The 24,326-nt window shown below is 58.0% G+C and carries 27 protein-coding genes and 1 tRNA gene; 19 read left to right on the top strand and 9 right to left on the bottom strand.

What is annotated here, in order from left to right; all coding sequences use genetic code 11:
* Positions 1 to 219 carry a hypothetical protein gene (locus tag GRI35_RS06695; protein ID WP_160613441.1) on the bottom strand — a complete coding sequence of 73 codons (219 nt, stop codon included), beginning with the start codon at positions 217 to 219 and terminating at the stop codon, positions 1 to 3.
* A gap of 135 nt (positions 220 to 354) precedes the next feature.
* Between GRI35_RS06695 and GRI35_RS06690 the strand changes: the two genes are divergently transcribed.
* From GRI35_RS06690 to GRI35_RS06680, 3 genes are all read left to right on the top strand, one after another.
* A complete protein-coding gene (locus tag GRI35_RS06690; protein ID WP_160613440.1) occupies positions 355 to 717 on the top strand; it encodes a DUF3597 domain-containing protein in 363 nt (120 codons plus the stop codon).
* A gap of 61 nt (positions 718 to 778) precedes the next feature.
* Entirely contained in the window at positions 779 to 2,617 is a 1,839-nt protein-coding gene (locus GRI35_RS06685; protein ID WP_160613439.1) for a DUF885 domain-containing protein, read from the top strand.
* A gap of 344 nt (positions 2,618 to 2,961) precedes the next feature.
* The gene (locus GRI35_RS06680; protein WP_290258875.1) at positions 2,962 to 4,530 is read left to right on the top strand and encodes a DUF1570 domain-containing protein; all 1,569 of its coding nucleotides are present in this window, start codon (positions 2,962 to 2,964) and stop codon (positions 4,528 to 4,530) included.
* Between the two features lie 61 nt (positions 4,531 to 4,591).
* On the opposite strand, the gene GRI35_RS06675 is transcribed toward GRI35_RS06680, so the two are convergent.
* The 3 genes from GRI35_RS06675 to GRI35_RS06665 all read right to left on the bottom strand — a co-directional run bounded on the left by GRI35_RS06675 (position 4,592) and on the right by GRI35_RS06665 (position 7,218).
* The gene (locus GRI35_RS06675) at positions 4,592 to 5,104 is read right to left on the bottom strand and encodes a DUF937 domain-containing protein (protein WP_160613437.1); all 513 of its coding nucleotides are present in this window, start codon (positions 5,102 to 5,104) and stop codon (positions 4,592 to 4,594) included.
* Between the two features lie 27 nt (positions 5,105 to 5,131).
* The gene (locus GRI35_RS06670) at positions 5,132 to 5,452 is read right to left on the bottom strand and encodes a hypothetical protein (protein WP_160613436.1); all 321 of its coding nucleotides are present in this window, start codon (positions 5,450 to 5,452) and stop codon (positions 5,132 to 5,134) included.
* Positions 5,453 to 5,577: 125 nt separating this feature from the next.
* Positions 5,578 to 7,218, bottom strand: coding sequence for a phosphoenolpyruvate carboxykinase (locus GRI35_RS06665; protein ID WP_202390525.1), 1,641 nt, complete (start codon positions 7,216 to 7,218; stop codon positions 5,578 to 5,580).
* A gap of 252 nt (positions 7,219 to 7,470) precedes the next feature.
* Here GRI35_RS06665 and GRI35_RS06660 point away from each other — a divergent pair, with 252 nt between their 5' ends.
* From GRI35_RS06660 to GRI35_RS06625, 8 genes are all read left to right on the top strand, one after another.
* Entirely contained in the window at positions 7,471 to 8,232 is a 762-nt protein-coding gene (locus tag GRI35_RS06660; RefSeq protein WP_160613434.1) for a response regulator transcription factor, read from the top strand.
* Complete coding sequence (locus GRI35_RS06655; RefSeq protein ID WP_202390615.1) at positions 8,225 to 9,805, top strand: stimulus-sensing domain-containing protein; 1,581 nt, start codon at positions 8,225 to 8,227, stop codon at positions 9,803 to 9,805. The genes GRI35_RS06660 and GRI35_RS06655 overlap by 8 nt, the downstream gene beginning before the upstream one ends.
* Positions 9,802 to 10,245: an HPr kinase/phosphorylase gene (locus GRI35_RS06650; RefSeq protein WP_160613432.1), complete on the top strand. Its 444-nt coding sequence runs from the start codon at positions 9,802 to 9,804 to the stop codon at positions 10,243 to 10,245. Before GRI35_RS06655 ends, GRI35_RS06650 begins: the two co-directional genes overlap by 4 nt.
* A gap of 41 nt (positions 10,246 to 10,286) precedes the next feature.
* Positions 10,287 to 11,213 carry an RNase adapter RapZ gene (gene rapZ / locus GRI35_RS06645; RefSeq protein WP_160613431.1) on the top strand — a complete coding sequence of 309 codons (927 nt, stop codon included), beginning with the start codon at positions 10,287 to 10,289 and terminating at the stop codon, positions 11,211 to 11,213.
* A 61-nt stretch (positions 11,214 to 11,274) separates the two neighbouring features.
* Positions 11,275 to 11,700, top strand: a complete 426-nt coding sequence (locus tag GRI35_RS06640; protein WP_160613430.1) for a PTS sugar transporter subunit IIA — start codon at positions 11,275 to 11,277, stop codon at positions 11,698 to 11,700.
* Entirely contained in the window at positions 11,697 to 11,975 is a 279-nt protein-coding gene (locus GRI35_RS06635) for an HPr family phosphocarrier protein (protein ID WP_160613429.1), read from the top strand. The genes GRI35_RS06640 and GRI35_RS06635 overlap by 4 nt, the downstream gene beginning before the upstream one ends.
* Complete coding sequence (locus GRI35_RS06630; RefSeq protein ID WP_160613428.1) at positions 11,975 to 12,781, top strand: TrmH family RNA methyltransferase; 807 nt, start codon at positions 11,975 to 11,977, stop codon at positions 12,779 to 12,781. Before GRI35_RS06635 ends, GRI35_RS06630 begins: the two co-directional genes overlap by 1 nt.
* Positions 12,782 to 12,982: 201 nt before the next feature.
* Positions 12,983 to 13,570 carry an META domain-containing protein gene (locus tag GRI35_RS06625; protein ID WP_160613427.1) on the top strand — a complete coding sequence of 196 codons (588 nt, stop codon included), beginning with the start codon at positions 12,983 to 12,985 and terminating at the stop codon, positions 13,568 to 13,570.
* Positions 13,571 to 13,767: 197 nt separating this feature from the next.
* Here the strand turns inward: GRI35_RS06625 and rmuC are convergent, their stop codons facing one another.
* Positions 13,768 to 15,174, bottom strand: coding sequence for a DNA recombination protein RmuC (gene rmuC, locus GRI35_RS06620; protein WP_160613426.1), 1,407 nt, complete (start codon positions 15,172 to 15,174; stop codon positions 13,768 to 13,770).
* Between the two features lie 94 nt (positions 15,175 to 15,268).
* On the opposite strand from rmuC, the gene GRI35_RS06615 reads away from it, so the two are divergent.
* Complete coding sequence (locus tag GRI35_RS06615; protein ID WP_160613425.1) at positions 15,269 to 15,658, top strand: four-helix bundle copper-binding protein; 390 nt, start codon at positions 15,269 to 15,271, stop codon at positions 15,656 to 15,658.
* A 66-nt stretch (positions 15,659 to 15,724) separates the two neighbouring features.
* On the opposite strand, the gene def is transcribed toward GRI35_RS06615, so the two are convergent.
* Positions 15,725 to 16,303, bottom strand: coding sequence for a peptide deformylase (gene def / locus GRI35_RS06610; RefSeq protein WP_160613424.1), 579 nt, complete (start codon positions 16,301 to 16,303; stop codon positions 15,725 to 15,727).
* A gap of 137 nt (positions 16,304 to 16,440) precedes the next feature.
* Entirely contained in the window at positions 16,441 to 17,037 is a 597-nt protein-coding gene (gene recR / locus GRI35_RS06605) for a recombination mediator RecR (RefSeq protein ID WP_160613423.1), read from the bottom strand.
* A gap of 149 nt (positions 17,038 to 17,186) precedes the next feature.
* Between recR and fmt the strand changes: the two genes are divergently transcribed.
* The 4 genes from fmt (at position 17,187) to GRI35_RS06585 (ending at position 20,697) form a co-directional block, all read left to right on the top strand.
* Positions 17,187 to 18,092, top strand: coding sequence for a methionyl-tRNA formyltransferase (gene fmt, locus GRI35_RS06600; RefSeq protein ID WP_160613422.1), 906 nt, complete (start codon positions 17,187 to 17,189; stop codon positions 18,090 to 18,092).
* A gap of 24 nt (positions 18,093 to 18,116) precedes the next feature.
* Positions 18,117 to 18,620, top strand: coding sequence for a hypothetical protein (locus tag GRI35_RS06595; RefSeq protein WP_160613421.1), 504 nt, complete (start codon positions 18,117 to 18,119; stop codon positions 18,618 to 18,620).
* A gap of 43 nt (positions 18,621 to 18,663) precedes the next feature.
* On the top strand, positions 18,664 to 19,407 hold the full coding sequence (gene truA / locus GRI35_RS06590; protein ID WP_160613420.1) for a tRNA pseudouridine(38-40) synthase TruA: 744 nt from the start codon (positions 18,664 to 18,666) through the stop codon (positions 19,405 to 19,407).
* A 177-nt stretch (positions 19,408 to 19,584) separates the two neighbouring features.
* Positions 19,585 to 20,697, top strand: a complete 1,113-nt coding sequence (locus tag GRI35_RS06585) for a zinc-binding dehydrogenase (RefSeq protein ID WP_160613419.1) — start codon at positions 19,585 to 19,587, stop codon at positions 20,695 to 20,697.
* Positions 20,698 to 20,805: 108 nt separating this feature from the next.
* Here GRI35_RS06585 and GRI35_RS06580 read toward each other — a convergent pair whose 3' ends face one another.
* On the bottom strand, positions 20,806 to 21,786 hold the full coding sequence (locus GRI35_RS06580) for an asparaginase (protein ID WP_160613418.1): 981 nt from the start codon (positions 21,784 to 21,786) through the stop codon (positions 20,806 to 20,808).
* 101 nt (positions 21,787 to 21,887) lie between these two features.
* Between GRI35_RS06580 and GRI35_RS06575 the strand changes: the two genes are divergently transcribed.
* Positions 21,888 to 21,963 (top strand) — tRNA-Val (locus GRI35_RS06575).
* 129 nt (positions 21,964 to 22,092) lie between these two features.
* Here GRI35_RS06575 and GRI35_RS06570 read toward each other — a convergent pair.
* Positions 22,093 to 22,674, bottom strand: coding sequence for a TlpA family protein disulfide reductase (locus GRI35_RS06570; protein WP_235900154.1), 582 nt, complete (start codon positions 22,672 to 22,674; stop codon positions 22,093 to 22,095).
* A 16-nt stretch (positions 22,675 to 22,690) separates the two neighbouring features.
* Here GRI35_RS06570 and argH point away from each other — a divergent pair, with 16 nt between their 5' ends.
* Both argH and GRI35_RS06560 read left to right on the top strand, forming a co-directional pair.
* Positions 22,691 to 24,079, top strand: a complete 1,389-nt coding sequence (gene argH / locus GRI35_RS06565) for an argininosuccinate lyase (protein ID WP_160614794.1) — start codon at positions 22,691 to 22,693, stop codon at positions 24,077 to 24,079.
* Positions 24,076 to 24,318, top strand: coding sequence for a hypothetical protein (locus tag GRI35_RS06560; RefSeq protein ID WP_160613417.1), 243 nt, complete (start codon positions 24,076 to 24,078; stop codon positions 24,316 to 24,318). Before argH ends, GRI35_RS06560 begins: the two co-directional genes overlap by 4 nt.
* Positions 24,319 to 24,326 lie beyond the last annotated feature (8 nt).

Genomic DNA, 24,326 nt, shown 5'->3' with positions numbered 1-24,326 from the left:
CTACTCGGCAGCCGATTCTTCGGCTTGTTCGATCTGGTCGAGGGGCGTCGTCCCCTCGGCATCGGGGACCGTCCAGATCGCGACATTGGCCATCGCGATAAGCGCGAGCAGCACCATCAAGAACACCTGCTTGGGTTCCCCGCCGCGCTTCCACAAGGCGAACGCGCCCAGCAACAAGCCGAACGACGCCAGAACCACCAGTGACAGCACCAAATTCATGCGCTGTCCCTAACCGCTCATTCGCCCGAAAGGAACCGCTTTTCAGCGGAACAATACCGCCCTATGACCGTTGTATTATTTGCAAGTCGGGAATTTCTGACCGGCAATAATTTCAACATAATTGGAGCGAAAGCTATGGGTATTTTCAGTTCGATCAAAAATGCGATCTTTGGCGGTGACGAAGAACAAGCGAAAACGGAAGCAGCGCCAGCACCCGCAGCCGCACCTGCTGCTCCGGCCGCTATTGGCGAGGTTGATGTCGCTGCCAGGCTTGACGCTATGCCCGGCGCGGACAAGCTCAACTGGCGTACATCGATTGTCGACCTGCTGAAGCTGATCGGCGTAGATGCAAGCTTTTCTAACCGCAAAGAACTCGCGGGCGAACTGGGTGACATCAACTATTCCGGCTCCGCTGAAGAGAACATCTGGCTGCACAAGAAAACGATGCAGGAACTCGCCAAGAATGGCGGCACGGTGCCGGCCGAATTTCTCGATTAAGCTCCGATGACAGTGGCTGGGTCGGTTTGACACCTGCACCTGGCCGCGTCAGACAATCGGGATGGCACATCCTGACACATTTTCGATCACCCGCCGCCAAGCCCTGTACGGGATTGGGGCGGGTGTTTCTTTGGCCGTCCTGCCGGCCTGCAAACCCGCTTCAACGACGCTATCGGGCACGCCGGAAGAACAACTGGACGCTATCGCTTATCGTCTGCTCGCTCATGAACCCGAGCGGGCCACAGGCCTAGGCGTAGACACCGGTGAGTTTTCGGCCCTGCGCGGCAAGCTGGAAGATCAATCGCAAGCTGGCCAAGATGCCTACGCCGCAACATTACGCGAAGATCTGGAGCGTATTCGCGGCCTCGACATGTCGGGTTTCGACTCCGATACGCGCACCAATTTCGAAGTTGTCGCAAGCGGATACGAGACCGCGCTCGCTGGTTTCGCTCTCCCTTATGGCGATACACCGGTGGGCAGTTGGCGCACCGCGCCCTATGTCGTCATCCAGAATGTCGGGGCCTATCTGGGCGTGCCGCGCTTTATGCAGCTCGATCACCCTATCAGGAGTGACGACGATGCCGATGCATTTCTCGCCCGCATAGAGCAGTTTCCTACCGTCCTAGATGGCGAGCTGTCGCGGATGCAAGAAGCGCGCGCGATGGGCGTTATTCCGCCCGACTTCCTGATCGATAAAGCCATTCCGCAGCTCGAACTGACAATTGCCAGTGCCCGGAAAGGCGAATTGTTCTCCTCAGCATTGAGCGAGAGAGCGGCAGAGGCTGAGCTGAAACGGCCGCCTGTCGAAGCTGTGCTGGAGGTCGAAGGCGGGCCTGTTGTCGAGGCGCTTCAACGCCAGCTTGACGAGTTGAAATCACAGCGCGCTGAAGCCAGAAGCGCGCCGGGTATGCGCGAACAGCCCGGTGGCGAGGAGTGGTACCAATGGGCGCTTCGTTCCAGCACCACCACCAACCTTTCCGCCGACGAGATCCACCAGCAGGGTCTGGAAGAACTTGAAGTGCTCCACGCGCAGATGGACCCGATCCTGCGCGACATCGGCTACACCAGCGGCTCTGTCGGCGAAAGAATGCAGGGGTTGAGCGCGGATCCGCGCTACAAATTCGCTGAAGGCGATAAGGGCCGCGACGAGATTTTCGCATTTATCGACGAGCGTATCGAGTGGATCAGAGCGCAGATGCCGCGCGCGTTCAACACTCTGGTCGATCCCAACTTAGAAGTCGTGCGCATCCCCATCGCCGAAGAAGCTGGCGCGCCCGGCGCCTATGGCGGCGCGGGGAGCAAGGACGGTACGATACCGGGCCGGTTCCTGATAAATCTGCGCACCACCGATCTGCACCGCAAATATGACCTCGCCGATTTGACCTATCACGAGACGATCCCGGGACATGTATGGGAAGGCGAATACTCCAACCGCCTGCCGCTCATCCGCAGCATTCTTGCCTTCAATCCGTTTTCCGAAGGCTGGGCGCTGTATGGCGAGCAATTGGCGGACGAGTTGGGCGCTTATGACGATTTCAAAGTTGGCCGCCTTGGCTATCTGCAATCGCTCGCCTTCCGGGCTTGCAGGATGGTGGTCGATACCGGCCTGCATGCGAAGGGCTGGAGCCGGGAAAAAGCCGTCGATTTTTTTGTCACCCGCAACGGATCCAAAGCGCAGGAAGTCGCCAGCGAAGTTGACCGCTATTGCAGCTGGCCCGGCCAAGCCACCGGCTATAAACTAGGGCACAGCCGCATCACCGATTTGCGCAGCAAAGCACAGAAAAAACTCGGCGCGGCGTATGATATGAAGGCATTCAACGATGCGGTCATTCTGGGCGGCAATGCCCCGATGGATGTGCTGGCGAACAATGTTGAGCGGTATATTGCGAAAATTGGTTGATCCAATGGACGATGCTGCAAATGGCAAGCTGCCATCGACACCAAGCCGTTGGCGTTGTTCACGCCTCAAAGAAGCCGCTGCTCAAGCTGTAACGGCCGAGGCACGATCAAGAGCCTGAAAGGACAGGACCTGACCCGTATGTCATGCAAGGAAGCAGGGCATCGCACACTGATACCAATTGTTCAGCACGCGAAATTTGCAGGATTTTCTGCCGTGGTTCTATTGGTAGTCGCACGATGCAGCAGTCGGATATAGCTCTACGAAATAAGCAATTATTCGGCTCTACTAATTGATTCGTCCGCTATTTCTCGCAATAGTCGAATCGCTCAAGCTTGGGAGTTGCTGTGAAGTATTTAATCGTTTTTCTTGTCGTCATCGGTTTGGCTTCACCAGCACACGCAAAGTGGCATGAGGCGCAAAGCGATCACTTCGTCATTTATGCGGACGATAGCGAGAAAGATGTGCGGCGCTTTGCCGAAATGCTGGAGCAATACCACGCATCAATGGAGTTTATTACCGGCCGGAAAGTAGAAAAACCCAGTCCGTCCAACAGAGTTGTGATTTTCGCGGTCGGCAGTCAACGTGACATTCGCAAACTGGCTGGCACGAAAAGCAAGTATATTGCAGGCTTCTATGTTCCGCGCGCAGGTGGTTCCAAAGCATTCGTGCAGGACGTACGACTCACCAACGGATATCCGGATTTTTCCACTGTCGTATTGCTGCATGAATATGCGCACCACTTCCTCATCTCAACCTCGCGCTTCGCAATGCCGCGCTGGATGAGCGAGGGCGCTGCGGAGTTTTTTGCAGCGTCATCGTTCAACAAAGATGGCAGCGTGCAAGTGGGCCGCCCCGCCCTCCACCGCGCGAACGAGCTGGCCTTTGCCGATGATGTCTCAATTTACGAACTGCTCGATTCAGAGCTCTACGAGAAGAACAAAGGCAACAAATATGATGCCTTCTATGGGCGTAGCTGGTTGCTCTATCATTTCTTGACATTCGATGATGCGCGCAAAGGGCAATTATCTGCCTATTGGCAGCAAGTCGCAAGTGGCTCATCTTCAATGGATGCGGCCGAAGCTGTTTTCGGCGATCTCGATGAACTTGAAAAAGAGCTGACGCGCTATCTGAAACAGCGGCGCATGTTCAATTACCGGCTAAAGCCCGAATGGCTCAAATTCGGTGAAGTTTCCGTTCGCAAACTGTCCGAAGGTGAAGCGAAAATGATGCCGATCCGCATGCGATCACAGCGAGGCGTTAATCAGGAGCAAGCGGCAGAAGTGGTCGTCGATGCGCGGGAAGTCGCGGAGAAATATCCCGGTGATGCAGGAGTCCTCACTGCACTGGCCGAAGCCGAGTATGATTCAGGAAATGATGCTGCGGCAATTGCTGCCGCTGATGCAGCGATCGCAATCGATCCCACGAAAGGCAATGCCTATGTCCAGAAAGGCTATGCACTATTCCGCATGGCAGAGGATGCGGATGATCTGGAAGCGGCTTATAAAGAAGCTATGAAGCCATTCAGTGCGCTCAACAAAATCGAAAACAATCACCCTCTTCCGCTGATCTATTACTATCGTAGCTATGTGCAGCGCGGCGAGGCGCCACCCGAGCAAGCCAAACTGGCGCTTGAAAAAGCGGCGATGCTCGCTCCTTTCGATCATTCTTTATGGATGAATGTCGGGCTGATGCAGGCAAGCGAAGGCAAGATCGCAATAGCTCAACAGAGCCTCGCTCCATTGGCTGGAAATCCACATGGCGGTCCGCAGGCCGCAGCTGCCAAGAAATTGATCGAATTGTTAGGACAAGCCGAAGAGGGTACGCCATTCGGTAGCGATTCTGCCCCGGAAACTATTAAAAATGACCCGCTGACAGATGACGACGAAACTGTTGAGCCGACCGAAATGGGTTAGATAAAAAAACGGCGGTAGGATCGCTCCCGCCGCCGTTTCGAATGTTGATTGCGGATCGCGCTTAGCGTGACATCATGCCGGTCACGATTGACCCGAGGATGCCGCCCAGAGCGCCACCCCCCGCGCCGCCTCCAGCGCCACCTTGGCCGCCGCCGGTAGCGTTTTTCGCCATATAACCGGCTGCTGCCATGGCCAGGATCGGGAGCATCTTTTTCAGGACACCTTCGTCAATTCCTGTCAGCGCCGCGACTTCACCCGCCACTCCGCGGCTGACATCTTTGCTGCCAAAGATATTGCCGAGTATGTCATTGCCCTGCTGGGTGGGCGTGGGTTTCTGGCCGAGAACAGCGTCGAGCATGCCGCCGCCTCCGCCACCCATGATTGCACCCGCCAGTCCGCCAAGGCCGCCTAATGCGCCGCCTCCGCCTGAACCGGTGGCACTGCGGCCCATGCCGGCGACAATTGCCGGAAGCAAAGCGCCTGCGCCGACCTTGGCTGTCTGCGGGTCGATGCCCAATTCGCCAGCCATACTTTCGATGACGCCGCTTTGCTGCAGCATTGTTGCAAGGCTCATAATTCTCTCCTGAAAAGTGTCGTTATCTTATTTCTTGCCGAACAGGCCCGATGCCATATCCGCAATATCGTCGAGCGGATTGCCGTCACCATCCTTATCCAGCATCGAAGCGAACTTGCCAAGCGACCCTTCGCCGCCGATGTGATCCTTGATCTGGCCCAAAATATCGGTGCTCATGCCGGTTTTGGCTGCGGCACCTTCAACGGTGTCGCCTTCCTCACCGTGTGCTTCGCCTAGAGCAGCAACCGCCTTGGCCGCTTCAGCCGGATCGATACCAAGCTTTTCCGCCATGTTCTTGACCGTTGGATTGTCGGTCACCTGACCGAGGATGCTGTCGAATAGTCCCATGAGTTATCTCCTGTGTGATTTTCGGCTCCGATGGAAGGTTCACGCCGTCGATGTACCAACGAAAAAGCCCCCTCCCCGTTCCGGGAAGAGGGCCTCCTCTCTAGGTAAAACCGTGTGAAGCCTGCTCAGGCAGCGGTTGGTGCTGCTTGCCGCACACCCTCGTCGACATGCGCCTCGAACTCGGCGAAATTATCGACGAACAGCTGCACCAGCTTCTGCGCAGTCCGGTCATATTCATCGGCATCCGCCCAGGTCGAACGCGGATCGAGAATGGCGCCGTCGACGCCCGCAACAGTGACAGGAACGTCGAAACCGAAATTCGGATCCTTGCGGAATTCGGCATTGTTGAGCGAACCATCGAGCGCAGCATTGAGCAGCGCGCGGGTCGCCTTGATCGGCATCCGGTTGCCAACGCCATATTTGCCGCCGGTCCAGCCGGTATTGACCAGCCAGCAGGTAACGCCGCCCTTGGCGATACGTTCTTTCAGAAGATTGCCGTAAACGCTCGGATGGCGCGGCATGAATGGCGCGCCGAAGCATGTGCTGAATGTTGCTTCGGGTTCTGTCACGCCGATCTCTGTGCCAGCAACCTTGGCGGTATAACCCGACAGGAAGTGATACATCGCCTGATCAGGCGTCAGACGCGCAATCGGAGGCAGCACGCCGAATGCATCGGCGGTGAGCATAATCACATTCGTAGGAACCGGGCCAAGATTGTCGGCAGACGTATTGGGGATAGATTCAATCGGATAGGCACCGCGAGTGTTTTCAGCGAGCGAATTGTCGTCGAAATCGAGCTCGCGCGTATCCGCATCCATCACAACATTTTCCAACACAGTGCCGAATTTGCGCGTGGTGGCGTAAATCTCTGGCTCGGCGTCTTCCGAAAGACGGATCATTTTCGCATAGCAACCGCCTTCAAAGTTGAAGACGGATTCGTCCGACCAGCCATGTTCGTCATCGCCAATCAGCGTGCGGCTGGCATCGGCGGACAAAGTCGTCTTACCTGTGCCCGAAAGGCCGAAGAACACGGCGGTTTCGCCTTCCGGAGAGATATTGGCGCTGCAATGCATCGGCATCACGCCCTTGGCCGGTAGGAGATAGTTGAGAATGCCGAAGACGCTCTTCTTCATCTCACCGGCATATTTGGTGCCGCCAATCAGGATCAATTTTTCGGTCAGATTGACCGCAATCACGGTCTCGCTGCGCGTACCGTGACGCTCCGGATCCGCGCGGAAACTTGGCAAGTCGATAATTGTGTACTCCGGCGTGAAACCGTCGAGCTCTTCCGCCGTAGGTCGCACCAGCAGAGTACGGATAAACAGATTGTGCCACGCCAGTTCATTAATCACGCGGACATTGACGCGGTGCTCTGCTTGCGAGCCGCCGAACAGGTCAGCCACATAGAGCGTTTCTTTCGCGGCAACCGCTTCCAGGAAGTCTTCTTTCAGATTGGCGAAATGCTCGGGCGTCATCGACGCGTTGACTTTACCCCACCATACGGTGTCTTCGGTTGTTGCGTCGCGGACGATAAACTTGTCTTTCGCCGAGCGGCCGGTGTGCTGGCCGGTCTCCACCACCAGCGGGCCGTGTTTGGCAAGCCGTCCCTCGCCATTGGATAGTGCCTGCTCGACCAACTGGGCGGTGCCCAAATTGGGATGGATCGTGGCATTGGTGGCAATGCCCTGGTCGGAAAGCGGATAGGAAAGGGGGGTCGTCACTGAAATCTCCTTACCAAGCCACTTTGCGATGACCGTCTGGGCCATCAGAAAAGGCTCGGATGGGTGTTGTCCGATTCGCCTGCATACGAATGCACGGGCGCGCGTTGCAGCGCATAATGACGCAGCGCAGCTACGTCAAACCGAGTCTGCGTGCTGCAGCGCTTGCTGTGTACAATAGCCGGATGCGCTGGCGATTGAAATATCCTTCAAACAGGTAAGTTGCATCGCCGCGTTGTCTGATCGTCATGAACGGGCTAGTTCTGTTTCACATTACACGATGTGGAGACGAGCAAGTCCGTGGCAGAGTCGCAGCAATCATTACAGGCAGAAAACAGCGCGGGTCAGCAAGTGATCGCGCTGGTCGATGATGACCGCAATATTCTGACCACGGTGTCTATCGCATTGCAGGCGGAAGGGTTTGCAACACGCGTCTATTCGGATGGCGAAGCAGCGCTAAAGGCCTTGTTGGAAAACCCGCCAGATCTGGCGGTTTTCGATATCAAGATGCCGCGGATGGACGGGATGGAACTGCTCCGCCATTTACGCGAAGAATCATCGCTCCCTGTGATTTTCCTGACCAGTAAGGATGACGAGCAGGACGAAGAGGCCGGCCTTGCGCAGGGTGCGGACGACTACATCGCAAAACCCTTCAGCATCCGCCTGCTGCTTGCCAGGATTCGTGCAATTTTGCGGCGTAGCGATGCACGTGCAGGCGCGATGACAAGCAGTCCAGTCTCCAGTTCCGAGCCACCAGTGGAAACACTATCGCGCGGCCGTCTTACCATGGACCCTGCGCGGCATCATGTGACATGGGACGGCAAGCAAGTCTCCCTCACTGTGACCGAGTTTCTGATTCTGGAAGCGCTGGCGATTCGCCCCGGCGTGATCAAATCGCGCAACCAGTTGATGGATGCGGCCTATCCTGATGATATGTTCGTGGATGATCGCACGGTCGACAGCCATATCAAGCGGATGCGGCGCAAGTTCCGCGTTGCAGATTCCAGCTTCAATGCCATCGAAACGCTGTATGGCGCAGGGTACAGCTTCACCGATGGCTGAACGCACCATTGGCGACCGGCTCGATGCCGGGATCGAGCGGATGAGCTGGTTCCACTGGGTTTCGCTCACCTCGCGCATTCTGGCCGTGAATATCCTGCCTCTTGCGCTGCTGGGCGGCGGCATTTTCTACCTCGATACCTACCGCAAACAATTGCTGGATGAGCGCTACAAGCTGGCGCGAATCGAAGCCCAGATTACCGCCGAAGCGCTAGCGGGTGCGACCCGTGAGCGGCAGGAGGCCCTGCTGATCCAGATCGGCAAGGAACAAAGCATGCGGCTGCGTATGTTCGATGCCGAAGGAAATCTGTGGGCGGACAGTTTCGAGCTCGATGAACCTGCTTTCACGTTTGACGACCCTACGACTGACGATTGGCAGGAAGATTTCGCGCAGATCCTCGACCGGGCTGTTGATACTATTGTCGGCGCGGAACCGATCCCCGATTACATCGAACCGGAGGAAGCCAGAGCCGACTCATGGCCGGAACTCGCCCGGGCACGCGAAGAAGGCCTGTCCCAGATTCAGCTGCGTGATGCGCCAGACGGAACTCCGGTCATTAACGCTGCCGCGCCTGTCGGGCTGGTGGGATCAACGCTGCTGACGACCCGCAATGCAGTCGACATTACCGAAACCGTCCGCGCCGCACGCTCCAGTCTGGTCAGTGCAGTATTCCTGACGCTGCTTATTTCGATTGCCCTGTCGCTCTATCTGGCGCGGACGATTGTACTTCCGCTCCGTTCACTCGCCAAAGCGGCAATTCGTGTGCGTCTGGGGCGCGATCGCGGGGTAGAAGTCCCTCGCCTGCCGGACCGTCATGATGAGATCGGACTGCTCGCGCGGGCGGTTTCCGACATGACGATTACACTGCGCGAGCGTATCGATGGAGTCGAACATTTCGCCGCCGACGTTGCGCATGAAATCAAAAATCCGCTCGCCAGCCTGCGCAGCGCGATTGAATCGATGGGCCGAGTAGAGGACCCGGAACTGCGCCAGCAATTAACCGATATCGCCTCGCATGATGTCAGGCGAATTGACCGACTAATCACGGAGATATCCGACGCGAGCCGCATCGATGCCGAACTGTCGCGCGCGACTTTTGAACTGGTCGATCTGGCAGTGCTCGCCGAAGGCATAATCGAGCGCCGCGAATACCGTGCCGAGAACGGCGAGAAGCGGGTCGAGCTTAAACGGCCGATGGGCGGCGCAGTGGTCAATGGCGTCCCGATGCGTCTTGAACGCGTGATCGAGAACTTGCTTGACAACGCGGTTTCATTCTCGCCTCCAGAGGGTGTGATCGGCGTCCAGATCACCATGGAACGCGACAAAGTGTCCATGGTAGTCTGCGATCAGGGTCCGGGCATTCCCGAAAACGCCAGAGAAAAAGTGTTCCACCGCTTCCACTCGGTCCGGCCTGACGAGGAAGATTTCGGCAATCACAGCGGTCTGGGCCTCGCGATTGCGCGCACGATTGCCGAAGCCCATGATGGCACAGTGACCGCGCATGACCGGCCCGACGGCACGTGTGGAGCGTGCCTGAAGCTGGTGTTACCGGCGGCGGGCCCCAGCCTGCCATGACCACTGCCGAAATCCGGCAGGCGGCTGCTGTTGCAATCGGAGGAAAGGCTCTCTTGATCGAGGGACCACCCGGTTGCGGAAAAACCACTCTGGCATTGTCATTGCTTGATCGGGGAGCAAGCCTGATTGGTGACGATGGAGTGGCACTGACTACCAATGACGGCGCCCTGATCGCTTCGCCCCCGCCCAATACCTCCGGCTTGATCGAAGTTCGCGGTGTTGGCTTGATCGAGCGCCCAAGCATCATTGCCCCGGTCTCGCTCATACTCGCGATAACACCGGATGCACCGCGCTACATCGAACGGGCGGACACAATCGCCATATTGGGCCACGATATTCCGATCATCCAATTCGCCCGCTATAATGAGGCCGACCCGATCCGCGCCGAAGCCGCTCTGGACCTGCATGGCCTAGCGGCAACGGCACACAAGGGTAACTAGGCCTTTTCACGCACCGGATTTAGGCTCACACCCCGCAACCCATGACCGACGATTCGCAATCAGCTCCCTTCGACGAACGGCAAAGGATTTTGCTGGTTACTGGCCTATCCGGTGCTGGCAAGACGACCGCTTTGCGCGTGCTGGAAGATCTGGGGTGGGAAGCGATCGACAATTTCCCGATCCGCATGCTCGGCGGGCTGGTTGAACAGGCTGACAATATCGGCGAGCGCACTCCGCTTGCTATCGGCTTTGACTCGCGCACACGCGGATTCGTGCCGCAGGACATTATCGAGAGCGTGAAGCAGCTCTCGGAACGCGACGACCTGCTCATCACTACCTTGTTTCTTGATTGCGCGAGCGGCGAGTTAGAGCGGCGCTACAACGAAACGCGCCGCCGCCATCCGATGGCGCAGGAGCGCCCGGTGCGCGTGGGTATTCAGGCAGAGCGCGAGCTGCTGGAACCGCTGCGCCGTTGGGCTGATGCGGTAATCGATACCAGCGCCTTTGCCAGCAACCAGTTGCAGCAATCGATCCGCGAACAATTCGCGAGCAGCGCGCCGCAGAATATGTCGGTCATCATCTCCAGCTTTGGCTTTGCCCGCGGAACTCCGCCACTGGCCGATCTGGTGTTTGATATGCGGTTCCTCGACAATCCGCACTGGATCGACGAATTGCGCGAGCAGACCGGACTGGACGAGCCGGTTGGCGTGCATATCCGCAAGGACCCCGCATTTGACGCCGCCTTCATCCAGATCCGCGATCTGCTTTTGACACTGCTTCCCCGCTACCAAGCGCAGGGCAAAAGCTATGTGAATATCGCCTTCGGATGCACGGGCGGGCGACACCGTTCGGTATTTACCGCGGCACAGATGGCGCATGCACTGCAAAACGAGGGGTTCTCCCCCACAGTGCTGCATCGCAATCTCGGCTCGCGCGCAGCTGACGAGATTGAGGGGCGCCAAGGGTGATAATGCTCTTATCACTCTCCCCCCTTGCACCGCGCGCAAAATACAGACACATGGCAGCGCTATGATCGGCTTGATCCTGGTAACCCACGGCCAATTGGCAGACGAATTCGTCAATGCGATGGAGCATGTCGTCGGCAAACAAGATGCCGTCGCAACCGTGTGCATCGGGCCGAATGACGACATGGAACAACGCCGCGTCGATATTGCGAGCGCTGTCACAGAAGTCGATAATGGCAAAGGTGTCGTGATCCTCACCGATCTGTTTGGCGGCACTCCGTCCAATCTGGCGATCTCACTGCTCGAAGCGGGCAAGGTTGAAGTCATCGCTGGGATCAACCTGCCCATGTTGATCCGCCTCGCCGGAATTCGCGGGAAGCGCGATATGGATGCAACCGTTAAGGCGGCGCGCGATGCAGGACGCAATTACATCACTATCGCATCGGAATTCCTCGGTGAGGAAACACAACAGGCCGGGAGAGCATCATGAGCGAAGTTCGCCGTACTCTCGAAATCGTCAACCAGCGCGGGTTGCATGCGCGGGCCAGCGCCAAGTTCGTTGGTGCAGTCGCCGAGCTTCCCGAAAGCGTGAGCGTTAAAATTGCCAAGGATGGCAATGAAGCAGCCGGTGGTTCGATTCTCGGCCTCATGATGCTGGGCGCGGCCAAAGGCGACTCGGTCGACCTGATCGTTTCCGGCGACGGTAGCGAAGCGGTGCTCGAAGACCTAAGCGCGCTGATCAGCGACGGATTTGGCGAGGAATAATGTCCTCTTTCGAGCGGCGTGAAATAACCGGCTTTTCCAATCCCACAGTCAAATATCTGCGCAGTCTGCGCGAGAAAAAGCACCGCAAACGTGAAGGCAAATTCCTCGCTGAGGGACTTCGGCTGCTGACCGATGCGCGCGAATGCGGCAAGCTGCCGGAAACGCTGGTGATGGCCGCAAAGCGCGATGCCCATCCATTGCTCGATGAGCTGGAAGCAGCGGTCGCGGGCGCTGGCGGCGAGATTATCGAAACCACGCCCGACATCCTGACCAAGATCACGGGCAAGGATAATCCGCAGACAGTCGCAGGCGTGTTTGCCGAATTCGACACGTCGTTATCGTCGTTGGACCGCTCGCAGGGCCCGATCTGGATGGTCGCACAGGCGCTGCGCGATCCGGGCAATCTCGGCACGATGCTGCGGACCTGCGATGCTGTCGGCGCAGGCGGCTTGATCCTGATCGACGATTGCGCCGATCCATTCTCAGTGGAGGCCGTGCGCGCCAGCATGGGTGCAGTCTTCACCCAGCAAATCGGCCGCGCGACTTGGGACGAATTTGTACCGTGGCTGCGCGGCGGAGCAGGTCAATTGGTCGCCGCGAGCCTGCGCGACGCGGTCGATTACCGCGGTGCGCCCTACTCTGCCCCGTGCTTTGTGTTTGTGGGCAATGAATCGCGCGGTCTGCCCGAGGCGTATGAAGACGAATGCGATCTCCGTGTGACCATGCCGATGAAAGGCCGCGCTGACAGCTTGAATGCTGCGGTGGCAGGTGCTGTGCTGGCTTACGAAGTTCTAGCATCACAATAGCATAGCCAGCGTTCGGGCACCGTTCAGTTCGACGTATTTAGGCCATCATCGATGCCATCTAACAAAACATCTCTATTGCTTCTGCCGGTCGCGCTGACTTTAGGGGGCTGCCCCCAACCCGGACCGGTTCATTCGATTCCCAAAGCCCCAGACGGTAAGCCGGGATCGATCACAGCATTCGGGAGCGGTCCGGACTGGCAAATGACAATCAATCCAGAAAGCTACTCGATCTCGATTGCATCGCTCGGAATCGACAAGACCGGAAAGGTTCCGGCGGGACAAGCATTTGATTCGGACCGGCAAGTCTACCGGATGGACGGTCTGACAATTGAATTTCTCGGCGGTCATTGCACTGACTCCATGAGCGGGGACCGCTATTTTCACAGCATTCGTGTAGATGTGAACGGCCGTAAGCTTATTGGCTGCGGCGGCGTGAAGCTCCCCCCAGCGGATTTGGAAGGCAGCGCTTGGCGCGGACAAAAACAACTGCCTGCATTCCGCGATATGATCCCGCGTCAATTCGATGGAACGCTGCGCTTTGCCAATGGCACGGTCTCGGGAACAACAGGCTGCAACCGCTTCTCGGCCGAATACCGTGTCGAGGGAAGTTTATTGTATGTCGGACCGCTGGCGATGACGAAGATGCGCTGTCAGGGCCTGACTGGCAAGTTTGAGCAACGTTTCCTTGAGCTGTTTAGCCAGCCGACAAACATTGTTTTTTCACCGTCCGGCGCACTCATTATCGACCGACCGGACATTCTTGGGCTAAGTTTCGACCCAGCCAATTAACAAAACGACAAAAGCGACACCGTGTCGCCTTCGCAATTTCCATATTTTCTTAATACTATCAGTAGCTTACCATTCAATTGGCGAAGGCGACACCAAACGAACAAGGCCCCCTCTGCCCGCTATTGCTTCGCGGAACTGCCATTTTCAAAGAACAGAGCCGCGCTTAGCAAACCAAATGCGTGTAGGAAAATTACGCTCTAATCCGCCGCGTTCGATTTATCCGCCAGCGCAGCGTGTTCATCCGCTTCGACATCTGCGGAAGTATAGCGGGGCGCGCCTTCAACCAGCGGGACTTCCTCGATTTCACGCTTGCCCACTTCAATGCCCTTTTCCGCAAGGCGTTTGCCCGAGGACAAGACATTACGCTCGAAGCTTCCGACGAACTTGTTGTAATTGCCGACAGCGGTTTCGAGGCCCGATCCCATCCGCTTCAAATGCTGTGAAGCGACGGCCAAACGTTCGTATAATTCAGCCCCCGCCTTACCGATTTCGCGCGCTTCATCAGCAAGCTGATCCTGCCGCCAGACCTGCGCGATGGTCCGCGCTATCGCAACGAGGTTGGTCGGCGAAGCCAGCAATACGCCGTTCTGGAAAGCGAAGTCCCATAGATCGGGGTCAGCTTCCAGCGCTGCCGCGATAAAATGCTCACCGGGCACAAACATCACTACATAATCGGGCGCTTCATCAAATTGGCTTTGGTAGCTCTTCGCACCCAATTGCTGCACATGATTGCGCATCGATTTGGCGTGGGCAGCAAGCGACACTTTGCGGTCATCATCATCATCCGCTTCGAATGCTTCCTGATACGCATTGAGTGAAACCTTGGCGTCAATAATCAGCTTTTTTTGCCCAGGCACATTGACGATCGCATCGGGCCGCAAGCGGCCTTCGGACGTATCAACCGACTGCTCGAGATTGAAATCGGTATGTTGTGATAGTCCGCATTGTTCGAGGACATTTTGCAACGCCCGCTCCCCCCAACGCCCGCGTGCTTTGGGGGCATTGGTCAGCGAGTTGCCAAGCCGCTGCGCCTCGCGCCGGACCTCTTCCTGGCCCTTTTGCATATTGTCGATCAGGCCGGTGAGCTGGCCAAACGCATCGACCCGCTTGGCTTCCAAAGTGGCGACCTGCTCTTCGTAATTCTTGAGGCGCTGTCCGACCGGTTCCAGCAGTGCCTTGATCTTCTGCTCGCCGGTTTCTTCGGATTGTTTGAACCGCTCGTCTGCACGGCGTAGAAACGCTTCCTGAGCCTTTCCAAGCACCTGCGCGCCGGTGTTCTCGAATTCTTTAAGCAGCTTCTCGCGCGATTCTTCAAGCAAGCGTTTCTGTTCCGCAAACCCGGCCGCTTGTGCTTTCAATCCGGTCAATTCCTCGCGCGTCTGGTCGAGTTGCGCAGCCAGCCCGTCCGCCCTCGCCGCACGGTCGCTCATAGTCGCCAATTCGGGCGCCATCCGGCTGACTTTCTCGGCCGCATCCTTCGCCTCGGTGTCACGCTCGGCAAAGCGCTCGCGCCATTCGGCCACGGGCCGCGAACCGAAAAACCAGCCCGCACCGCCGCCGATCAGTAACGCTAGGAATATTGATACAAGGGTCAGCGTGTCCATTGCCGGAACATAGCTGGAACGCTCCGGCTAGCCAAGCACGATTTGGAACCAATCCCCCATGTCAAACGCTGGAGTTACTGAAGGAGAAAACACTATGTCGATCAAAGAGATGATTCAGGACCACCCGCAAGTAGGCGACGATTACACGGACGAACTGGGCGAAGCTGTAAAGCATGCAATGTATTGCGCCGCGATTGCCAATAGCTGCGTCGATGCGTGTTCATCACACGAAATGGATATGCGCGAATGCATTCGCCTTTGTTCCGACACGTCTGATATTTGCACAGCGGTATATCGCGTCGCCAGCCGCCGGACATCGGGCAATGTGGCTGTGATCAAATCACTTCTGGAAACTGCGATCGTCGCATGTGAAGCAAGCGCAGAGCATTGCGGTACGCATGACAATCCGCATTGCCAGCGCTGCTCAAAGATGTGCCGTGAATGCGTGGAAGACTTCCGCAAAGCCTTGTCCACGATGAACTAGGACCAGGCCGGATGAAAAGAAAAAGCCCTCGGTTTCGAGGGCTTTTTTATTGGATGGAAGTGGCGACTACGCCGCCTTGCGCAGCTTGTTCAGCTTTTTCAGCGCCATTTGCTTTTTCAGCCGGCTGAGGTGGTCGATGAACAATATGCCTTCGAGGTGATCCATCTCATGCTGGATGCAGGTTGCCATCAGCCCATCGAGCTTTTCCTCATGCGTGTTGCCGTCCAAATCCTGATAGCGGACTTTGCACGTCTCGGGACGGTCAACGTCGGCGTAAATCTCGGGGACTGACAGGCAGCCTTCCTGATAGGTCGCCAGTTGCTCGGCCGGATCGAGAATTTCCGGATTGATGAACACACGCGGGTCTTTTTTGGGCGGATAGTGCTTGTGCGCACCTTCGCCGTCGCCATGGTCGTGACCGCACTCTTCGGGCTCTGCGTCCATGTCGGGCTCTTGCAGATCGATCACCAGCACCCGCTTGGGCACGCCAACCTGGATCGCGGCGAGGCCAATGCCCGGCGCGTCATACATCGTCTCGAACATATCTTCGACGAGCACTTTCAACTCATCGTCAAAGGTGGTGACGGGAGTGGACACGGTTTTCAGCCGGGGATCCGGCACTTCAAGGATTTCACGGATAGCCATGCGGGCTATTTAGGGAGGGTTGTCCGATCCCGCAAGCGTCGAACACCCACCCCAAACCCTCCATCAAGGGAGGGGCGGTGAGACTTACCGGGCGCCGCACGGTTAGTCGCAGCGGGATGGGTTTACGGCAGTTGCGGCTAATCCACCGGCCTGCGCGCCCGAAGCGCCTGCGCCAGTGTGCCCTCGTCGAGATAATCCAGCTCGCCGCCGACCGGCAGGCCGTGCGCCAATTGCGTAATCCGCACCGGAAAATTTTCCAAACGATCGGCGATGTAATGCGCAGTGGTTTGCCCTTCCAACGTGGCATTCATCGCCAGAACGACCTCATCAATCCCGCCAGCTTGCACACGCTCCAGCAATGCTCCGATATTCAAGTCCTCGGGCCGCACACCATCCATTGCTGAGAGCTTCCCGCCTAGAACATGATAGCGACCGGTGAACAGTTTAGCGCGGTCGAGCGCCCACAGGTCGGACACATCCTCCACCACGCAGATCGACCTCTGATCGCGGCGCGGATCGGCGCAAATGCCGCAGGGGTTCTGGGTATCGACATTGCTGCACAAGTCGCATTCGACCAGCTTGTCGCGCACCGCCTCCAGCGCATCGAGCAGCGGGCCGAGCGAATTTTCCCGCCGTTTCACCAGCCACAACACCGCCCGCCGCGCAGAGCGTGGCCCCAATCCGGGAAGACGCGCCAATGCCGCGGCCAATGTCTCGATCTCTTGCGAAGCCATGGAAGCCTAGTTAGGGCGAAACGAATAGGAATTGAACCACAATCTCCTCTCCCTTGAGGGGGAGGTCGGGAGGGGGTGTACGGCGGCCCTTGCGAAAGCGGTACACCCACCCCCAACCCCTCCCTCAAGGGAGGGGGGAAAGAAACAAAATGCGCATCATCTTCATGGGAACACCGGACTTTGCCGTGCCGACTTTGGCCGCGCTGCACGAAGCCGCGCACGATATCGTTGGCGTCTATACCCAGCCGCCCCGCCCCGCTGGCCGCGGCAAGAAATTACAACCCTCACCGGTTCAGCTGAAAGCAGAAGAGCTCGGCATCGAAGTATGCTGCCCCACTTCGCTAAAGACCGAGGAAGCGCAGCGCCAATTTGCCGCACTGGAACCCGATATCGCCGTGGTCGCAGCCTATGGAATGATCCTGCCACAGGCGGTGCTCGACATTCCCGAACATGGCTGCCTGAATGTTCACGCCTCGATCCTTCCGCGCTGGAGAGGCGCCGCTCCGATCCACCGCGCGATTATGGCAGGCGATCCGGGCACCGGCGTCACGATTATGCAGATGAAAGCAGGGCTTGATACCGGACCGATGCTGGCCACTATACGCACACCTATCGAGGACAAAACCACCGGTGAACTGACTGAGGAACTGGCCGAACTCGGCGCGCAACTGATGGTTGGCACGATCCGCAATCTCAGCTTCCACCAGCCGGTCGAACAGGACGATAGCGAAGCAACACACGCGCCAAAAATCGATAAGGCAGAGGCCAAGATCGACTGGAACGAACCCGCCAAAATGATCGAGCGCAAGATCCGCGGGCTAGCCCCGTTTCCCGGCGCATGGTTCGAACTGAACGGCGAGCGGGTGAAAGTTCTGAAAGCCGAGCTGATCGATGCCTCGGGCGAAGCCGCGACTACCATCGACGACAATCTCACCATCGCATGCGGCGAAAAAGCGCTGCGCCCCTTGCGCATCCAGCGCGCCGGAAAACCGAAAATGGACGCAGCGGAATTTCTGCGCGGTTCGCCGGTTCCATCGGGAACGCAGATCGGCTAACTTCCGCGCGAGGGAGATTCGATTATGCGTTCCAAATTCTGCGCCGCATCCGTCCTTTCTACTGCAATGCTGTTATCGGCATGTGATGGAACAGACACCCCGCCAGAAGGCGCGCCGACAGAGGCTGCGCAAGCGGAATGGACGCCCAGTGCATTCGCTATTCCGGAAGGGGCGGAGCCGGTCGCAGATATGTTCATCGACTGCGCCTTCCCCAACTATGACGGCCAGTTGGGCATTACCATCACACAGAATTTTCTCGTCCTAGATGGGCAAACCAAACGCTATGACGCGCGGACCCGTCAGGCGCGCGATATGTGTTACCCGGGAATGGTGGGCTGCTCGCTGGAGGCAGGCGACGGGCGGATCGCATCCGATTATACCGCGCCCAACGGAACGCGCACAGAAACCAAGATCGATGCCGAGACACTCGAGGTAACCAAAATACTCACCGAGCCGGGCAAGGAGCCGCGCGAAGTGGCTTTCGATGGCGGCTGTGAAGCGAAGCCGATGCCGACCCTCGCGGGATAAGCAGGCTTCACTAAATCCGCATTGTCTGGTTTAGGCAGCGGCGATGACCCGCTTCGCGCTCACTCTCGAATTTGACGGCACGCCTTTTATGGGGCTGCAGCGGCAAAAGCATGGGCCGAGCGTGCAGCAAGCGGTCGAGGAGGCAGTGCTGGCGTTTTCCGGCCAAGAGGTGCGGATGCAATCGGCAGGGCGCACCGATGCGGGCGTGCACGCCTACGGAATGCGCAGCCATGTCGATATCGAGACCGAACTGACACCGTTTCGCGTGATGGAAGCGATCAATGCGCAGCTTCGCCCGCATCCGGTAGCCGTGACGCATATCGAAGTCAGACCCGATGGCTGGCATGCGCGGTTCGACTGCATTGGCCGCAGCTACATCTACCGCATCTGCAACCGCCGCGCGCCGCTGACGATAGAACGCAACCGGGCGTGGCAATTGCCGCAGGATCTCGATCAATCTGCGATGCATGATGCGGCACAGGTGCTTGTCGGCCTGCATGATTTCACCACGTTTCGCTCGGTCAATTGTCAGTCGAAAAGCCCGATCAAAACGCTCGACCGGCTGGATGTAAGGCGAGAGGGCGAGTGGGTTTTGGTTGAGGCGGAAGCGCTCAGCTTCCTGCATCATCAGGTTCGATCGATGGTCGGCTGCCTCGCCTATGTCGGCATGGGCCGCTGGTCGAAGCAGCGTTTGCAGGAGGCGCTCGAAGCCAAAGACAGGCAGGCGCTCGGGCGCAACGCGCCACCTCAAGGGCTATATTTCGTCGCAGCTCGGTATCCGGAATGAGCCGGGTTAGTCTGCCATCATCGCCGCCGTACACCCACCCCTAACCCCTCCCTCAAGGGAGGGGCAACAAGACTTTGCGTCGCGGAGCGGCGCTTAGTCGCAGTGGGGGGTGGGTTTACTGCGGTTGTAAGTCTTCCTGTGCTTCCCTACGGATAAGTTTCAAAGGAGAACCAACACATGACCACGACCAGCAAGCAGATTTTCTCAACTCTCGATGCGGACGGAACGCTCACGGTTGAAGTCGGGGAAGCCACTATTGCTGACCCGAAAGGCACACAGGTGCTGGTCAAAATGGAAGCTGCTCCGATTAATCCATCCGATCTTGCCTTGCTGTTCAGCGCCGCTGATCTGGAGAATGCCGAATATTCGACCGGCAAGATCGTCGCGCAAATGCCCGAGCCGTTCCTGTCGGGCGCAAAAGGTCGTCACGGCCAGAAAGCGGTCGTAGGCAATGAAGGCGCAGGCACCGTTGTCGCGACCGGCGACGATCCGATGGCGCAGGCCCTGATGGGGCAGCGCGTGGCATGCGTACCCGGCAATGCGTTCGGTGAGTATTGCATCGCGGACGCGCCGATGTGTTTGCCACTGGGTGACATTTCTTCGGTCGAGGGCGCGTCGGCATTCGTCAACCCGATGACTGCGCTGGGTTTCGTAGAGACCGCGAAGATGGAAGGTCACAATGCGATCATCCACCTCGCCGCGGCTTCGAATCTCGGGCAAATGCTCAACCGCATCTGTCAGGAAGACGACATGAAGCTGGTCAATATCGTGCGCAAGCAGGAGCAAGTCGATCTGCTCAAGAGTCAGGGCGCGGAATACGTCGTAAACTCGTCCGACGATGATTTCATGGCGCAATTGCGCAGCGCGATTGACGCGACCGACGCCTATCTCGGTTTTGATCCGATTGGCGGCGGCAAAATGGTTGATGCCTGCTTGAAAGCAATGGAGCAGGTCGCCTCATCAAAAATGACCGAGTTCAGCCGTTACGGTTCGAACCAGGACAAGAAGATGTACCAATATGGCCGCCTTGACCTGGGCCCTACCATTCTGACGCCTTCATACGGCCTGCAATGGCATGTTGCCGGTTGGTTGCTGACACCGTTCCTCGCCAAGGCTGGCATGGAAACCGTCATCCGCATGCGCACCCGTGTGTTGCAGAATATGAAGACGACTTTCGCCAGCAATTACAAAGCGCATGTCAATCTTGAGCAAATGCTCGAGAAAGACGCCGCGATTGATTACCGCGCGATGCGGACGGGCGAGAAATATCTGGTTACGCCGCATTCGTAAAATCAAAGAACACCGTTCATCCTGAACCTGTCGAAAGATCGGCTTTCTTTCTTGCTCGGCCTCAAAATCAAGTACGGCCCTTCGACAGGCTCAGGGCGAACGGAGTTTTTACCGCCGCCCGAACTCTTCCTGAATCCGGGCGGGGTCAGTGATCCCGTTCGCAAGCAGCAATTGAAGCAATATCCGTGCCCGCGCCGGACCAAGTGCCCTCGCAGCGATAAAATTGCTGGTGTCATCCTCCGGCTCACGATCAACCAACCCTTCATCGACACGTGACGCGCGCACCACAGGCACACCGCCCTTCACCGCCTCGGCCAGCGCATCGCGGATAGCGCGCGGGGCATTACCGTGGCCGAATCCTGCAAGGACAATGCCCTTTGCGCCGCCCTGCACCGCCTGTGCGACATTATCAGCCGACATTCCCGCATAGGCATAGAGGATCGACACTTTCGGCATGTCGAGGTGGAAATCATATCGCGCCGCTTCACCCACGCGCCACGCCGGGCCGAACCATTCGAGAGACGTCGGCGTCGCATGGCCGATCGGCCCGCGCGGGAAGCCTTTGAACGCATCGGTCATCTCGGTATGCGCCTTGCGGGCATCGCGCGCGGCAAACACCCGGTCGCTCATCACCAGCATAACGCCGCGCCCTGCCGCGTCACGATCGCTCGCAACACGCACCGCATTGGCGAAATTGCGCAAGCCATCGCTGCCCACCGCATCGGCAGGCCGCATCGCGCCAACCAGCACCACCGGTTTGGTCGTCGGCAATGTCTGGTCGAGCAGAAACGCGGTCTCCTCCGCCGTGTCGGTGCCGTGCGTGATGACAATGCCCTGACAGGCGGCATCATCCATCGCCGCCAGCGCTGCCTCGTGCAGCCGCTGCCACAATTCAGGACCGATATCCTCCGACCCGATATTCGCAAATTGCTCACCGCGCAGTTCAACACCAAGGTCGAGCTCGGCCAGCGAATCGAGGAACTCGGCGACACCGATCTGCCCGGGTAAATAATCTCGCCGCGTGGCTGAACCCGCAATTCCGGCAATTGTGCCGCCTGTCGCGAAGATGGAAATATGGCCACTTGTCATGCTGCGCCCTTAGCGCCAGTTTGAAAAACGCACAAAGAAATCCACATTGGTAATTGCTTTTGCACTTTTGGGCGCTATGAGAGCGCTTCCGATTACGGATCGGGCGATTAGCTCAGTTGGTAGAGCATCTCGTTTACACCGAGAGGGTCGGCAGTTCGAGCCTGTCATCGCCCACCAGCATTTTGTGACGCGAATTCATCCTGGGGATGAATTTGGCCAAAATGCTCACAAGCGATAGCGCGGGAGGAACCACTTTCGAACGGTTTTCGCTCGAAAATCCCAAGCGAAGCGCCGGGTACGCCAACATCAATTGCCTAGCACGGCCGCAATCGCTTCCTGCGTTTCTGCGCTCGACCAATCATAGTCACCAACCACGCGCCACACTTCGACACCCGCCTCATCGTAAAGGATAGTCGTCGGCAGCACGCTTGACCCGACAGCAACCGCAACTTTCCCGTCAGGATCAAGCCAAGGCTCAAGCTGGTCGAGCTCGTTCTCGTCCAGAAAGGCCGGCACTTTTTCCAGGCCAGAAAAATCCTGACTGACGGTCAGCACTTTCAACGCTTCATTCTCTTTCGCCAGATCATTCAGCATCGGCATCTCCACCTTGCACGGCGCGCACCATGTCGCCCACAGATTGAGCAGCACTAGCCGCCCCTGCAAGGCCCCCAGATTAAGCTGTTTGCCATCCGGATCAGTCACATTGATCGCGGGCATCAGCTCACCTGCATAGCTTGGGTCTATTTCGCCCAACAAGTTCGCCTTCTCGCCGCCCAAACCGGCCTGTTCTTGCCCCGGAGCCTCCGCCCCACTATCGCAGGCGCCCAGCGCCAGAGAGAATCCGGCGAGCATCAAGGCAGTGCGCGTGAGCGAAGACGGTAATAACAAGACGGGCTCCAATCAGATGTGGGGCGGCAGGTTCGCTGAAGGGCCTAGCGCGATCATGCGCGAAATCAACGCTTCGATTCCGTTCGACAAAGCGCTGTGGCGGCAGGATATCGCCGCCAGCAAAGCACATGTCGCGATGCTGGGCGCGCAAGGTATCGTCAGTGCGCGGGATGCCAAAACGATTTCCGATGGTTTGGACACAGTCGCCGCAGAATATGAAGCGGATGGCGTTCCCGAGGATTGGGATCTCGAAGACATCCACATGACCACCGAAGGCCGGCTTGCCGAATTGATCGGCCCGGTTGCCGGACGGCTTCACACCGCCCGCAGCCGCAACGATCAGGTCGCGACCGATTTCAAGCTGTGGGTTCGCGATATGCTGGAGCAAACCGATGCGGGGTTGCAAGCTTTGCAGGCTGCCTTGGTCAAACAAGCTGGCGTCCATGCGGACAGTATCATGCCCGGCTTCACCCACCTTCAGACCGCGCAACCGGTGACGTTGGGGCATCATCTAATGGCCTATTACGAAATGCTGCGTCGTGACCGGTCGCGGCTTTCCGATGCGCGGGCGCGAATGAACGAAAGTCCGCTCGGTTCAGCAGCACTGGCAGGAACAGGATTTCCGATTGACCGCGATGCGACATCCGGTGCGCTTGGCTTCGACCGGCCCACCGCGAATAGTCTCGACGCAGTTTCGGATCGCGATTTTGCGCTCGATTATCTGATGGCGGCGAGCCAGATTGCGCTGCATCTTTCGCGTTTGGCCGAAGAATTCATCATCTGGGCGAGTCAGCCGTTCGGCTTTGTGCGGATGGCCGATAGCCTCTCCACCGGCAGTTCGATCATGCCGCAGAAGAAAAACCCCGATGCGGCGGAACTGGTGCGCGGGCATGCAGGGCGCGTGATCGGCGCGACCACCGCATTGATGGTCACAATGAAGGGCCTACCGCTCGCCTATTCCAAGGATATGCAGGACGACAAACCGCCTGTATTCGAGGCTGCGAGCCTGCTGGCCCTCTCCATCGCAGCGATGACCGGCATGGTAGCAGACAGCGCATTCAAAACAGACCGAATGCGGCAGGCGGCAGAACTTGGCTATGCAACCGCGACCGATCTGGCCGACTGGCTTGTAACAGAGGCGGACATCCCGTTTCGCGAAGCCCATCATATTACCGGCGCTGCGGTCAAACTGGCTGAGCAAAAGGGCGTTGCCTTGGACGAACTGTCGCTCGACGAACTTCAGGCCATCGACAGCCGCGTCGACGAACGCGTTTACTCGGCTCTTTCGGTCGAGGCATCAGTGGCCGCGCGATCATCCTATGGCGGAACTGCCCCGGAGCAGGTAAAACGCCAAGTCGCCATCGCGCGCACAGCGCTGGGCATGACAAAGGAAAGTGAAACATGAAACGCGCGCTGGTCGGTATAATTGCTCTGGGTGCTTTGAGTGGCTGCGCGCAAAAGGGCGATCTTGAGCCGCTTGAAGGCGCGACATTGCCGGTTGCCCCGACTGGCGCAGAAGCTCCGCCAAACGCTGAAGAATTGCTAACGCCCGTGCCGCAGGCCGCGCCCGAACGCAGCGTTGAATTGCGCCGCCGCAGTGAAGAACGCGAAGACGATCCGTTCGATCTACCTCCCCCGGAATAATAGCCCCG

Origin of the sequence: Pontixanthobacter aestiaquae (assembly GCF_009827455.1) — a bacterium.
GTDB classification, from domain to species: domain Bacteria; phylum Pseudomonadota; class Alphaproteobacteria; order Sphingomonadales; family Sphingomonadaceae; genus Pontixanthobacter; species Pontixanthobacter aestiaquae.
This window is presented reverse-complemented; position numbering and strand designations above follow the sequence as displayed.

What these genes read in the sequence shown, in the direction of transcription:
- GRI35_RS06615 (WP_160613425.1), top strand. Translation starts at nt 15,269, where the DNA reads ATGTCGATCAAAGAGATGATTCAGGACCACCCGCAAGTAGGCGACGAT.
- GRI35_RS06675 (WP_160613437.1), bottom strand. Translation starts at nt 5,104, where the DNA reads ATGAGCCTTGCAACAATGCTGCAGCAAAGCGGCGTCATCGAAAGTATG.
- truA (WP_160613420.1), top strand. Translation starts at nt 18,664, where the DNA reads ATGACCCGCTTCGCGCTCACTCTCGAATTTGACGGCACGCCTTTTATG.
- GRI35_RS06685 (WP_160613439.1), top strand. Translation starts at nt 779, where the DNA reads ATGGCACATCCTGACACATTTTCGATCACCCGCCGCCAAGCCCTGTAC.
- GRI35_RS06670 (WP_160613436.1), bottom strand. Translation starts at nt 5,452, where the DNA reads ATGGGACTATTCGACAGCATCCTCGGTCAGGTGACCGACAATCCAACG.
- fmt (WP_160613422.1), top strand. Translation starts at nt 17,187, where the DNA reads ATGCGCATCATCTTCATGGGAACACCGGACTTTGCCGTGCCGACTTTG.
- GRI35_RS06625 (WP_160613427.1), top strand. Translation starts at nt 12,983, where the DNA reads ATGACAATCAATCCAGAAAGCTACTCGATCTCGATTGCATCGCTCGGA.
- GRI35_RS06650 (WP_160613432.1), top strand. Translation starts at nt 9,802, where the DNA reads ATGACCACTGCCGAAATCCGGCAGGCGGCTGCTGTTGCAATCGGAGGA.
- GRI35_RS06560 (WP_160613417.1), top strand. Translation starts at nt 24,076, where the DNA reads ATGAAACGCGCGCTGGTCGGTATAATTGCTCTGGGTGCTTTGAGTGGC.
- GRI35_RS06580 (WP_160613418.1), bottom strand. Translation starts at nt 21,786, where the DNA reads ATGACAAGTGGCCATATTTCCATCTTCGCGACAGGCGGCACAATTGCC.
- argH (WP_160614794.1), top strand. Translation starts at nt 22,691, where the DNA reads ATGTGGGGCGGCAGGTTCGCTGAAGGGCCTAGCGCGATCATGCGCGAA.
- GRI35_RS06665 (WP_202390525.1), bottom strand. Translation starts at nt 7,218, where the DNA reads ATGGCCCAGACGGTCATCGCAAAGTGGCTTGGTAAGGAGATTTCAGTG.
- GRI35_RS06595 (WP_160613421.1), top strand. Translation starts at nt 18,117, where the DNA reads ATGCGTTCCAAATTCTGCGCCGCATCCGTCCTTTCTACTGCAATGCTG.
- GRI35_RS06695 (WP_160613441.1), bottom strand. Translation starts at nt 219, where the DNA reads ATGAATTTGGTGCTGTCACTGGTGGTTCTGGCGTCGTTCGGCTTGTTG.
- recR (WP_160613423.1), bottom strand. Translation starts at nt 17,037, where the DNA reads ATGGCTTCGCAAGAGATCGAGACATTGGCCGCGGCATTGGCGCGTCTT.
- GRI35_RS06690 (WP_160613440.1), top strand. Translation starts at nt 355, where the DNA reads ATGGGTATTTTCAGTTCGATCAAAAATGCGATCTTTGGCGGTGACGAA.
- GRI35_RS06585 (WP_160613419.1), top strand. Translation starts at nt 19,585, where the DNA reads ATGACCACGACCAGCAAGCAGATTTTCTCAACTCTCGATGCGGACGGA.
- GRI35_RS06655 (WP_202390615.1), top strand. Translation starts at nt 8,225, where the DNA reads ATGGCTGAACGCACCATTGGCGACCGGCTCGATGCCGGGATCGAGCGG.
- rmuC (WP_160613426.1), bottom strand. Translation starts at nt 15,174, where the DNA reads ATGGACACGCTGACCCTTGTATCAATATTCCTAGCGTTACTGATCGGC.
- GRI35_RS06635 (WP_160613429.1), top strand. Translation starts at nt 11,697, where the DNA reads ATGAGCGAAGTTCGCCGTACTCTCGAAATCGTCAACCAGCGCGGGTTG.
- rapZ (WP_160613431.1), top strand. Translation starts at nt 10,287, where the DNA reads ATGACCGACGATTCGCAATCAGCTCCCTTCGACGAACGGCAAAGGATT.
- GRI35_RS06630 (WP_160613428.1), top strand. Translation starts at nt 11,975, where the DNA reads ATGTCCTCTTTCGAGCGGCGTGAAATAACCGGCTTTTCCAATCCCACA.
- GRI35_RS06640 (WP_160613430.1), top strand. Translation starts at nt 11,275, where the DNA reads ATGATCGGCTTGATCCTGGTAACCCACGGCCAATTGGCAGACGAATTC.
- def (WP_160613424.1), bottom strand. Translation starts at nt 16,303, where the DNA reads ATGGCTATCCGTGAAATCCTTGAAGTGCCGGATCCCCGGCTGAAAACC.